Origin of the sequence: Dyadobacter sp. SG02 (genome assembly GCF_900109045.1) — a bacterium.
In the GTDB taxonomy this organism is placed as follows: domain Bacteria; phylum Bacteroidota; class Bacteroidia; order Cytophagales; family Spirosomataceae; genus Dyadobacter.
The window spans coordinates 533,116-545,665 of sequence record NZ_FNYL01000002.1 but is presented as its reverse complement, the minus strand read 5'-3'; the positions used below and the strand labels follow the sequence as shown (position 1 = coordinate 545,665).

Annotated in this window: 8 protein-coding genes; 1 reads left to right on the top strand and 7 read right to left on the bottom strand. The window is 53.6% G+C overall.

Annotation, left to right across the window (positions count from 1 at the left end; all coding sequences use genetic code 11):
* Positions 1-92: 92 nt before the first annotated feature.
* The 7 genes from BMW93_RS05865 to BMW93_RS05835 form a co-directional block, all read right to left on the bottom strand.
* The gene (locus tag BMW93_RS05865) at positions 93-2,762 is read right to left on the bottom strand and encodes a hypothetical protein (protein ID WP_143061602.1); all 2,670 of its coding nucleotides are present in this window, start codon (positions 2,760-2,762) and stop codon (positions 93-95) included.
* Between the two features lie 72 nt (positions 2,763-2,834).
* Positions 2,835-4,547 carry a RagB/SusD family nutrient uptake outer membrane protein gene (locus BMW93_RS05860; RefSeq protein WP_218147664.1) on the bottom strand — a complete coding sequence of 571 codons (1,713 nt, stop codon included), beginning with the start codon at positions 4,545-4,547 and terminating at the stop codon, positions 2,835-2,837.
* A gap of 45 nt (positions 4,548-4,592) precedes the next feature.
* A complete protein-coding gene (locus BMW93_RS05855) occupies positions 4,593-7,991 on the bottom strand; it encodes a TonB-dependent receptor (RefSeq protein ID WP_177194021.1) in 3,399 nt (1,132 codons plus the stop codon).
* A 240-nt stretch (positions 7,992-8,231) separates the two neighbouring features.
* The gene (locus tag BMW93_RS05850) at positions 8,232-9,380 is read right to left on the bottom strand and encodes a FecR family protein (protein WP_090374258.1); all 1,149 of its coding nucleotides are present in this window, start codon (positions 9,378-9,380) and stop codon (positions 8,232-8,234) included.
* A 93-nt stretch (positions 9,381-9,473) separates the two neighbouring features.
* Positions 9,474-10,079 carry an RNA polymerase sigma factor gene (locus BMW93_RS05845; RefSeq protein WP_229240220.1) on the bottom strand — a complete coding sequence of 202 codons (606 nt, stop codon included), beginning with the start codon at positions 10,077-10,079 and terminating at the stop codon, positions 9,474-9,476.
* A 58-nt stretch (positions 10,080-10,137) separates the two neighbouring features.
* Positions 10,138-11,046: an AraC family transcriptional regulator gene (locus BMW93_RS05840; protein ID WP_090374257.1), complete on the bottom strand. Its 909-nt coding sequence runs from the start codon at positions 11,044-11,046 to the stop codon at positions 10,138-10,140.
* A gap of 60 nt (positions 11,047-11,106) precedes the next feature.
* Complete coding sequence (locus BMW93_RS05835; protein ID WP_090374256.1) at positions 11,107-11,919, bottom strand: SDR family oxidoreductase; 813 nt, start codon at positions 11,917-11,919, stop codon at positions 11,107-11,109.
* Between the two features lie 176 nt (positions 11,920-12,095).
* Between BMW93_RS05835 and BMW93_RS05830 the strand changes: the two genes are divergently transcribed.
* Positions 12,096-12,521, top strand: coding sequence for a hypothetical protein (locus tag BMW93_RS05830; RefSeq protein WP_090374255.1), 426 nt, complete (start codon positions 12,096-12,098; stop codon positions 12,519-12,521).
* Positions 12,522-12,550 lie beyond the last annotated feature (29 nt).

The window sequence follows — 12,550 nt, the reverse complement described above, 5'->3', positions numbered from 1 at the left end:
GTAATTAAGAATTGATTAAGGGCTATTTAAAAGATTTTGGCCAGATGTTTCTCCCGCAATGCGCTAATGGCGAGGTTCTTTTTTCAAAAATACTATAAACCTTTCCCAACATAAAGCCGCACCGTTTCGCGCCGGGTACCATTGTTGATCGGCCATAGCAGGTTCTTGCCTGCCGGTTTCAATGCAGACGCCTGTACTTTCCGACGCTCGGCGGTCCGACGCTCGGCGGTCCGGCGGCCGGCGATCCGGCGGCCGGCGGTCCGGCGTTCAACAAGCAGATGACTTTCAAAACCAGTTTTCTTATCATAGGAAATAGTGATACGCTGGCCTTTGTACGCCCGCAGGTCGAAAGCGTGCATATTCCACGGCCGGGCCTTTTCGCTGATCATGCCTGCTTTGGCATAGCTGGCGAATTGATTAATGCTCGATTTCGAACTCCTGCGAGGTGAAACAGTGGCTCCGTTTATTTTAATCAAAGGAATATCCGGGTAGCCGATCAGCAGCAGGTCGCAGCGGTCGGCGATGTCGTTGGGCACAGTCAGGGTCGTTTCCGTGCCGCCGGTAGGTTTGTCAGTAGTATTCCAAACGATCTTGCCGGAAGGCCTGGCGGCCGCCATTGATTTTCCTTTGTTGAAAGAAAATGCCATGGTAGCATAGCCCGGCAGCTCGACTTCTATCTTTCCACCCGATTGAAATGCAGCCGGATAGGAATCCTGATAGGGAAACAGCACGGTTGCGGCGTAGTTTTCTCCCTTCTTTTGGTAAAAACCAATGCTTTCATCAAAAGGAATGACCAGTTTCTGCGTTTCCGCTCCGGGGTTGCGGGCTATGAGGACGCCATTTTCCCGGTGCCAGCCCATGTACCCGTACGCGTGGCCTTCGTCGGGCCTGCCGCCCACATACACGTTATTGTTGAGCATTGCGCGGTTCTCTTTTGCCCAATTATCAACGGTGCAAAGCGCTTTCCATTCATCGGGTTTCAGGGCGGAGGGGGTAATGTACCATTCTTTCAGCAGGGTACCCCGGCCGTAATGCATGAGCACATGTTCCAGCCAGTCCTGCAAATCGTCCTCCTTGCTTTCCATCCGGCCGTCGGAGCTTTTGATGATGCCGTGGGTCATGAGGCGGGAAACAGGCACGAGCGGGCGGTCGGCAGCATTGCCCCACATGCGCCAGATGAACGTGTCGCGATCGGTAGTGGCCATGGCGCGGGTGGAGATTTCGGGTGTGTTGCCATTGGTACCGTCGTCGCCGGCGAGCATCCACAGGTAGTCGCTATACATGAGCCACCAGGGCGAAAACCAGACCCAGTTTGTCAGGTTTTGCAAAATATCCGGCTTTACTTTCCGCGTGGCCAGCAATACTTCAATGGCCGCATCCAGGTTGGCTTCGTGCCCGTGCCGGTCCGTGGCCGGGTGACCGTTGCCCTCGCCGGTGTCGCTGAGCTGGTTGAAATCATGTTTGTAATAAACTGCGCCCGTTTCTTTTACGATAAACGGCACCTGCCCAAGCAGTTCGCGCTTGTACGCGGGTGACGACAGGCTGTAATACCGCCCGAATTGTTTGAAATAGGAGTTAGGAATAGCCTCATGGTAACCGTTGCGAATGCCCCAGTCGATATCATTGACGTACCCGTTCAACGATAGCCAGAAGCCGAAATCGACGCCCTCTTTTTGGAGTTTACCGGTGAGAGTTTTGACGTCCGCCCAGCCGTTCGGGAAAAATTTGGGCAACGGCTGCCATACCGATTTCCGGTCCTGCCAGCCGTTATCGACCACCATGGCGTCGAGCTTCACGCCGTAAGGCTCCGTAGCGGCACGGAATTCCCTGTAAATATCGACCAGCGCATTGCCGCTCAGGTCCTTGGCCCGGGGTTCAAACCAATTGTTATAATGTAAAAACGACCGCGGCGCTTTCCAAACAGTAGCCAGGTACTGCATAAATGCATGCTGAACGGAAGCGCCATTTCCGGCAAATCCGAACACGGAAGTTTTGCTTTGAATACTAAATCTAACCGAATCCGCCGTAGCCGCGTAACCCGGGAAATGCATCAGCCGCACCATACCGGCCTTTGCGGCAGGCTCGATATCCTTTCCTTCGAGGTCGATGAAACTGTAATTTCCCACTTTCTCGTAATGCCTTGCGTAGTCGGCAGGGGTATTGCCGTCGGTATGGCGGCTGTACCCGCCCGGATATTCGAGGCCGGCGAACCATTTATTTCCGATAAAAACGGGCTCTCCCCTGCCCCCGCCTGCGGCTGGCTTTTCCGTAACGAAGCGCTCCACTTCCAGACGATCAACGGGCGCCGGTCCGCCGGCCGCCGGAACGCCGGGCGCCGGGCCGCCGGCCGCCGGACCGGCGTATACCAGTACCAGCTTTTTGCGGATATGTGCCTGCCCTTTGACGGCAAAATAGGTAATGCGCAGCTTTTCCGGCACGGCGGGCTTGCCTGCGATCGCCGGTTTGGGCCGGTAGGAAATGCTGAGAAAGCTGGTATCAGCCGAATGTGAACGGGCCGGCTGGCCATCCGCAACGAAATCGCTGACCGTGAATCCCTCGCCCGCCTGCATGGGAAGGATATGAAACTCATCGCTCCGGGTGATTAATGCGATTTTACCGGAAACATCCGCAAGGCGCGTCGTCCGCCAGACCTGCCCGTCGTAGGACAATACACGTTGTATCCTGTCATTTTGAATAACCAGTTCCTGCGCGAAGGACCATGTGGTAACGCAAAGGAACATTCCCGCGAGAATTCCTCTCATTATGTGTTCAGGAAAAGTGGGTGAAAAAATAGGGTGCCCCGGCGGCAACTTCCGTGGGGCACCCGTTAAACCTTACATACCTTCCAGCGGGTCGAAAGTACCGTCGCCCCAGCCTTTGGTTTGTTTCAAATTGGCATTGCCCTGAATGGTAGTCGTATTCAATGGCAGGAAATACATGTTTTCGTTGTACACCATCGGCGCGTTGTCGCGGTCGTAGAGCGTGTAGGTGAAACCGCCCGGCCTGGAAGCGTCTGTGTTGAGGATCATCGCGTGACGTTTGTTGTTACCCGTCATTTTGAGGTGCATTAGCCGCCACCTGCGCAAATCCCAGAGCCGTTTCTGCTCGAATGCAAACTCGATGTAACGCTCGTCCCGGATCGCCTGACGCATTTCGGCCTGCGTCATGCCGGGGTTCAGTCCGTACAGCTTTCCTGCCAGGGAAGCATCGCCCGGCGTGGTTTCGTTAATACCTGCACGCTTACGGATCTGTTGGAGCACGTCGAATGCCTCGGGCAGCTTGTTCAGCTCCACGGCGGCTTCGGCGTAGTTCATCAGCACTTCGGCATAGCGCATTTCGATGTAATCCGTTCCCGAGATCTGCGAGTTGGTAATGTCCAGCGACTCGTCGATGGCCTTCCGCGAATAGTAGCCCGTGAGGGTACCATTCTGTTTGCCATAGGAATAGCCGTTGCCGGAAGCGTCCGCATTCAGCTCCATGGTTTTACCCAAATACGACGCGCCATTGTAAACCACCGTGGTGTAGAACCGGTTATCGCGGTCCTTCCAGCTTTTGGTCACGTCACCTGCATATTGCGGATCGTTCCAGGCCGTCTTTTTGCCGCTTTTCAAGGGGAATGCATCCACGAGCTCCTGCGTAGGATGGCAGCCGCCCGTTGCATTGGCCGTGAAATCGATCGGCCGTACGGCCGCGTCGCGGTTCTGCGTGCGTCCGGCGGGGTTCAGGAAGCGGATCGCGAAGATCACCTCCTTGTTCATCTCGGCCAGGAACAGTGCCGCATTGTTGTACGTATCGATCAACCCGGCGCCCCTGGACGACAAATAGGTGATGGCCTCCTTGTTGGCATCGTAAGCCGCCTGCCAGTGCGCCGCGTTGTTGGTGGGGTTGAACTGCGGGCTCGCGCGGAACAACAGCACACGCCCCTTCATCGCCAATGCCGCGCCTTTGGTCACGCGCCCCAGATCGGCCGCCGGATAGGATTCCGGCAATTCGCCTGCCGCGGTATTCAGCTCGGATAGCACGAAATCGAAGCATTCTTTCGTCGAGTTACGCGGTACGAGCAGGTCGTCCCCGCGTTCCTGGGCGGTGGTGACGAGCGGCACGCCGCCGTAGCGTTTGATCATTTCGAAATACACGAATGCCCGGATAAACCGCACCTGGCCTTTCAGCTGCGTTTTGGTCGCCTGGTCGATGGTACTCGACGGCTTATCGATTTCCTGCAAAAACAGGTTCATTTTACGGATATCGGCATAGGGCCAGTAGCCCGGCATTCCCCCGTTCAGGACATTATCGATCGTGGTGGTACCCGAAATCCAGGGATTACTGCGTGAGGCTTCGTCCGTCGCATCGGCCAACGACACATCCCACGAAGGAACGGAGAGGTACACGTTGTTCACGAATGCCGTAGCCAGCGTAGGGTCCTTCCAGACATCCTGCTCGGTAATGGCCGACAGGTTCTTTTTGTCGAGCACATCCTCGCAGGACATCAGCCCCAAAGAAGACGCCAGCATGATTGCGCACAGGTATTGATATGTTTTCTTTCTCATATTTATCTAAAATCTTGGATCAACTGAAATAACCTGCCCGCCGGATCAGAACCTGAGGGACAATCCTGCATTGTAACTTTTCATGATCGGGTACTGGTACACTCCGTAGGCCCCTTCGATCGCCTCGGGGTCGGAAACCTTGATTTTATCGAGCGTCAGTAGGTTAGCACCGGATACATATATACGTAATGCACCGATACCCAACTTGTTGGTCAGCGCTTTCGGCAACGAGTAGCCGAGTTCGACGTTCTTCAACCGGATGTAGTTACCATTCATCAACCAGAATGACGAGGCCTCCCTGCTGGCCCCGTAGCTGCTCGCGCCGATGCCGCCCACACGCGGGTATTTCGCATTCGGGTTTTCGGGAGACCAGGAATCCGTCCAGATTTTCAACACCGCCTGCTCGTCCCAAAGGTCGCTCCGGTTGGGGAATATCAACTTCCGGTTCGCCACGCCCTGGAACAACACATTCAGGTCAAAACCTTTCCAGCGGCCGCCGGTGGTAATGCCGTACATAATTTCCGGCGTCACGCCCTGCCTAGACAACACCACCATATCCTTCGAATCGATGGTACCGTCGCCATTCTGGTCTTTCAGGATCACATCGCCGAGCGACCATTCGTAGGTACCCCATTTGGGCAGGTTTTCGAGGTCGGCCTGGGTGCGGGCGATGCCTGCGGCTTCATAACCCGACAAATAGCCTATCGGGCGCCCGGTCGGAATCTGGTAATCGAATGCGCCTGCCGCATAATCCTGCTGTTTCACCTTGTTTCTTGCAAAACTGAAATTACCGCCCAAAAAATACTGCAAGCCGTTTTTCAGGGTATGATCGTGCCGCGCCACGATTTCGATCCCCTGATTGCTCACGATACCGTAGTTCTCCTTGGGAAGCGTAGCCCCGAAAGTATTGGGGATTGAAATCACCCTGGAACCCAGAATATCGTAAGTGTATTTTCTGAAATAATCCAATTCGAAACTCAGCAACCCTCTCAACAGCGAGCCTTCGAGACCGATGTCGGTAATGCGCGTTTTTTCCCAGGTAATGTTGTAATTCGGCAATGCACCCGGCGCAATCCCGGAAGTTGCGGAACCGAATACGGCACCACCCGCCACCGAAAAGATATCCTGGTAACCATATTCCGCCACATTTACGCCACCGTCATTACCCAGCAAACCATAGGAAGCCCGGAGTTTCAGGTTATCGATGTTTTTGAAATTGTTTTTTACAAACGACTCCTCCGACAACCGCCAGCCTGCCGACACCGATGGAAAGAAGCCCCAGCGGCCTTCCGGCGCAAATTTCAGGGATGCGTCCGAACGGAAGTTGGCTTCGAACAGGTACTTTTCATTGTAGGAATACGTCACACGGCCAATGTAGCCCAATCTTCCCGTTTCCGTAGCGTTACCCGTCGCACTCTGGTTCTCGGCGGCTGCATTACCGATAAAAAGCTGCTCGATCGTAGGCGTCAACAGCTTGTTGCGCATGCCGTAGAGATAGTTACCCGTGCCTTCCGCCTGCTCGTACATCCCCATGATGGTGAGGAAATGCTTTTCGTTGAAGGTCTTTTCGTATTGCAATCCCGCATTGAGCTGGTAGGAATTCACCTCGTTGAAAGATGCGTAGGCGCTGTTCTCCCAGTCGCCGAGCAGGAGGCTGTTCGTTACTTCTTCCGTCAGCAGGTGGTTATGCCCGCCGGTGGTTTTGAATTCCGAAACCGGGTATTTTTTGCGGACGGTTTTGTCGTAATCGTAGTATTTGCGGTAGTTGAAAGACACATTCGCTTTCAGGCCGTCGATGTGCGGGATGGCGTAATCGAGTTTCAGGATACCGTTGAATGTATTCTTTTTAATGCTCCTGAAACCGGCGTTCTCGATCAGGCCGATCGGGTTCCATTGCTGGAATGCGCGGACGTACTTGTCCCCTATTTTCCAGGGCATGAACGACGGTTTGTTCAGCAATCCGCGGTATAGGTCATACATCCTGTCGTCGTCGCCGCCGTCGTAGGGCCAGTAGGGCCGGTCGCGTTTTTGAAGGCTGGCATCGACCATCAACGCCATATTCAGCCCTTTGGCGATTTTGGCATCCACATTGGAGCGGAGGTTGAAACGGTCGTATTTCAGGTTTTTGAAACCGCCATCCTGGAAATTGTAACCCAGGCTGGAAAAGTACTTCACCTTTTCACTCCCGCCCGAAACGCTCAGGTTATGCTGGGTGAAAACCGGGTCCTGCCAGGCGCCTTTGAACCAGTCGTAATTGACATTGTTGTTTTTGAAATAATCGATTTCGTCCTGGGTATAATAGGAAGGATCGGTAATGGGCCTGTTGTTGAACCGGGCTACATTATTTCGGTACAGGGCGTGCTCATAGGCATTCATGCGCTCGGGCACCTTGCTGGGCGTTTCCTTGCCCACATACGCGCTGTACGTGAAGGTAGGCGCATCCGCGGTACCGCGCCTGGTGGTCACGAGGATTACCCCGTTGGCCGAGCGCGCACCGTACACCGCCGCCGAAGTGGCGTCTTTCAATACCGAGATATTCTCGACTTCCGTGGGACTGAGCGCCTCGAAATCACCCGGCGTCCGCACGATACCGTCGATCACATAAATAGGGTCCGTGGAATTGAATGTGCTTTTACCCCGGATGATCAGCGTACTTCCCGAGCCCGGCGCACCACTTTTCTGGGTTGCGAACAAACCCGCCACACGACCGGCCAATGCGTTGGTAATGTTGGCGGTAGGCACGTTTCTGATCGCCTCGGACGACACCGTACTCACGGCACCGGTCATGGAAACCTTCTTCTGCGAACCATATCCCACGACCACCACCTCGTTCAGCGCGCTGGCCAGCGGTTCGAGTTTAACGTCCAGGAACGTTCTCCCGCCAATGGGCACTTCTTTGGATACAAATCCTACAAAACTGAATACCAGAATGCCGTCGCCGCCCGGTACATCGAAAGAAAACTCGCCTTCCGCGTTGGTAAGCGTCCCCGTAGTTGTGCCTTTGAGCAGAATGCTGACGCCCGGGAGCGGCACGCCGGTCTCGTCGACGACCTTTCCCTTCACCGGCGCCAGGTTGATCAGCTGCGCCTCGTTCACTTCCACTTTCACGGGCGTGGGCGCCGCGGGGATGCGCGAGAGGATAATGTGCTTCCCGCTCAGCTCGTATCGGATGTTCATGGGTTGGAAAAGCTTGTCGAGCAGATAACCCAGCGGCGCGTTGGTCACTTTGAGCGTAACCACATGCTGCGACTGGCCGATCTGCGGCGTGTAGGAGAACTTCACATCGGCGATCTTTTCGAGTTCTTTCAGTGCGGGCCTGAGCTTGACCTCCGTCAGGCTCAGGCTCACCCGCCGGCTCAACAGCTCCTGCGCCGACAGATCATTAGCCCAGGAAACCCCCATAAACACAAACGCCAGTAACGCCTGAACCAACGATATTTTCATACATTGGAATAGTAAATGTCTTGCTTGTTTCATACTTTTGAATGAGTTGTTCGTTTGGAAAATTCGGACAATAGCAATCCTTACAACCTCTCCGGGATGCTAAGGATTAACACAGGCCAATGATGGAGCAAGCATCATTGGCCGCGTTGCTTAAGAAGTATGGGATCGTAGTTATGTTCTCATCATGACAGAGGGGGTATGGGGGTTAAAGGATCAGGTTAGGCAAAAATATTTATAGCGTTATGGTTTACATCCCGTGGTGGTGATCACTACCTGGGCATCGATGATCTCGTACGACGCGCCGATGGTCTTGCAAACCACATCCAGCTTCTCGGGCAGGCTTTCGTCCGAAAACGATGCCGAAAACTGGCAATTTTCCAGCAGTTCGGGGTTGTAGACGACATTTACCCCGTATGCTTTTTTAATATCCTCAAAAAACCGTACTGCATAGCCGTCCTCATATTCGAATCTGGGCAGCGACTTTACACCCGGCAGCGATACCGGGTTTTCCACCAGGCGTTTGTCGAACAGCTCCGCCTTCCGGTCGAACACCACGAGCTGGTTCGGCAGCAACAGAACGGCCGACTGCTTGGGTGCGGCATTTGCCCCGTTATTCCTCACATTGTTCTGATAGACAGTTACTTTACCATTCAAAACCTTCACAGTAACGTCCGAGCCGTCGTCGAAAGCCACCACTTCGAATTTGGTACCCAATACTTTGGTGACCACTTCATTGGCATACACATAAAACGGCTTGCCTGCATTCGGGAGCACATCCAGTGTAGCTTTTCCCGACAAATACACGCTCCGGTTATCCTGGTTATACGCGGAAGTGAAACTGACTTCGCTGTGCGGCGCGAGCATGACCGACGAGCTATCGGGCAGGTAATAGAGCTCCGGTTCTGCCGATTTATTGGTGTGCCGGGTCACTTTGGAAGTGTTTTCCAATGCGGAAATGGTTTCGGCATAATATGCTTTGGGGGTATTTTGGGGCCGCCAGATCAGGTAACCCGTGGCAATGACCGCCAGTGCGACGACCGCCGCGACCGCGGAGGCGGACCTCCGGTACCAAACTGTATCCGGGCGGAGCGGCTTCACCGGCGCGTGTGTGTGCGTACCATCATGCGCCTCCGTCGTGCGCAGGATCCTGTCGAGCAGGCGTGCTTCCTCTTCTTCGGACAGATACGTTCTCGAATAGCTCGTCAGCCCGATCAGCACTGCGTTCAGCAGTTCCGCGGCTTGCTGCCATTCCGGATTTTTGTGGGGATAAATGCGGAGGTAGGCTTCCCAAAACGCCGCCGAATCCGCCGAGGGAGCCAGTTGGTGTTGGAGAAACCGATCGTCCGTGACGAAGTCTACTGTTCCAAAATGTTCGTATGTGTTGTCCACTGCAAGATTGTTTTACAGTTAGATAACAGAACGGTCATTTTCATACTCGGCAGGTTGGATAAATTTTTAAAAAAATTTTAAAACTACCGGGAGTTACAAAATATTATTTCCAAAAGGGAGCATATTGAAAAATGAAAAGTGCCGCCAGCAGCCAGCCACGTAGTTTTTCCATCGCCCGGAATACCAGGTTATGGCCGACTGGGTATTGACTTCCAGCACCTGCCCTATTTCATGATAATCCATGTTTTCGACAAACCGGAGCCGTATCGCCTCCTGCTGGCGTGGCGGAAGCTGGGCCACCAGGCGGTTAAGCATTTCTTCCCTGCTGGCCGATTCTTCTTTTTGGGTCAGAATGTCTTCCGCCGAAGACTCGAACCACAGGTCGTCTAAATGCTCTTGCGGCACGAACATATGCGGGCGCTCCTGGCGTTTGAGCAAATGCAACAGCCTGTTTTTCAATGCCACAAACAGGTAGGAACGGATATTGTCGGGCACGCTGAGCCGGTCTCGCTTGATCCAGATCTCGGCAAACACGTCGTGGATGCAGTCGAGCACAAATTCCTCCGAAATGGATACCAGGCTCATCCCGTAGCGGTACATGGCCTTCACATGCAGCCCGTAGATCGCAGCATAAGCCTCTTTATTGCCCGAAAGGAGTTCCTTCCAGTATGTTACTTCATCTGTGGGTTCACCAGCCATTACCCGGATATTTTTCACAGGTAAAGTGAAAGAGAAAAAATTTTAAATACAAAAAAATCTAGTTCAAACTCCGAAACTGGACAGGCGTCTTGCCGGTCTTTCTCTTGAAAAGCTTATTGAAATACTGCGGGTACTCGAAGCCCAGGGAATAGGCGATTTCGCCGACGGACTTGTCGGTACCCAGCAGTATATTCTTCGCTTCCTCCACCAGGTAGAAGTGAATGTGATCCTGGGTATTTTTGCCGGTTTCGCGTTTTAAGAGGTCGCTGAGGTAGCCGGGCGACAGGTTCACCGATTCGGCGAGGTGCTTCACCGTGGGCAGGCCCTTCTGGCTCAGGTCGCCGTCGCCAAAATAAGCAGCCAATGCCCGCTCCACTTGCCCTACCACGAAGCTGTTCGAGGTTTTTCGTGTGATAAACTGCCTTTCGTAGAACCGCGAGCAATAACTGAGGAACAACTCGATCGTCGACACGATGATCGACTGGCTGTGCCGGTCGATATTCTCGTCCAGCTCGGTATCGATCTTCGAAATGCATTCGAAAAGCGCCTGCCGCTCCTTTTCCGACAAATGCAATGCTTCCGAGGTTTCGTAGGAAAAGAAGCTGTACCCCTTCATCTTGTCAGCCAGGGACGTGCCGCGGATCAGATCGGGGTGAAAAAACAGTCCCCATCCTTTGTTGAATGTTCCTTCGGTGTCGCTATCCATTTCGAGCACCTGCCCCGGCGCCATGCATATGAGGCTGCCGTCCTGGAAGTCGACCGGTTTGCGGCCGTACCGGATATTGTTTTTAGGATAATGCTTAAAAATAATGGCGTAAAAATCGGCGGATACGCGCACATTTTCAATCACGTGGTCTTTCACGCGCGTAAAATCGACTACCGTTACGAGCGGGTGCCGTGCGTCGTCGGCGAGCCGGAAGAATGTAAAAATGTCGCTGACGGTGCGCAGCTGGATGATTTGATTCATGGTTCCTGGATTGGATGAATAAAGATAGAGCCATTGCGGGTACAATGGCTCTCGGGTTTACTATGCAAACTGTTTTTTTATCGCGCCAATGAAGGAGTCGTCGTCCAGCTGTCCGCGAGTGGCGATGATCTCCCGCGCGTCGTCGCCCGCGGTGTAGCGCAGCTGGTCGGTGCCGTCGGTCGCTGCCCGGTAGATTACCTCCGCCACTACCGTCGCCGGCGATGCATTGCTGAACATGTCGTTCACGCCCGCCAGAAACGTCCCGACGAGCGGCTGGTATTCGGTCAGCGCCTCGTCGTGGCTGAAATCCAGCGACCGGCCCGAGAAGTCGGTGGCGATGGCGCCCGGTTCCACGATCTTCACTCTTCCGCCAAACTGCTCTACTTCGAAACTCAGCGATTCCGAAATGCCTTCGACGGCAAATTTAGTCCCGTGGTAGAGCGCTCCGAGCGGAAAAGTGATCTTGCCGCCAATGGATGATATGTTGATAATCACCCCATTATGGTTCTGACGAAAATGCGGGAGCAATGCTTTGGTAACGTCCAGCAGGCCAATCACATTCGTGTCAAACTGCCGGACGATCTGTTCCCTCGAAAACGATTCCAGTGTGCCGTAAGCGCCGTAGCCGGCATTGTTGACGAGTACATCTATGGACCCGTACGCGTTGATACCGGCATTCACCGCTGCCGCGATCGACGCAGGATCGAGGACATCGAGCCGGGTTACCAGCACGTTATCCAATGTCGCGAGTTCGGTGTCGGATGCCGGGTTACGCATGGTTGCAACTACATTCCAGCCTTGGTTATGGAACAGCTTCGCAGTTTCCTTACCGATCCCGCTGCTGGCGCCTGTAATCAAAATTGTCTTTTTCATTTGCTTGCTTGTTAAAGTGACGATACAAAGGTCACTCAACATGCCCGGCGGCATTTAACACAAATCCACGGAAGTTGTATCCTTTTCGACGGTCGGAACCGGGTATGATTTTTGTACAAAAAAATGTCCTGGCCGCTCCTCGTTCAAACATGTAACCACTTTTCGTTCAGACGTTTATGAAAACACTATTCACATTTCTCACACTCATTAGCCTGATCATGCCGCTTACCGGCATGAGCCAGATCGCTCAAAACCTCCTCGTTTCAGCCGCAGAAGAAAAACCCGCCAAACCGGTAGCCGGCTATTTCTTTTCGCTTAAAGATGTGCCCCTGTCACAAAAACAATACATTTTCCGCGCCGATCCGCTGAAAAAGGCTGTTTTGATGGACGGAGACAAGAACGTGATCCTCAGCCATACCATGACCGTCAAAAGCGCGCGGGGATTCGATATGTATTTTTCCGCCGGCCAATATAATGTGACGCTGGCCCTCAAAGACGCCCAGGAAATGGACGGGGGCACGACCGAATACAAGGGCACGTTATTCGTCAAGCGAGGATCTGAAAAACATAAGTACGCCGTGCATGGCTTTCAAAACCATTGATCAGCTATATCCAGAATGTTGAATAATTA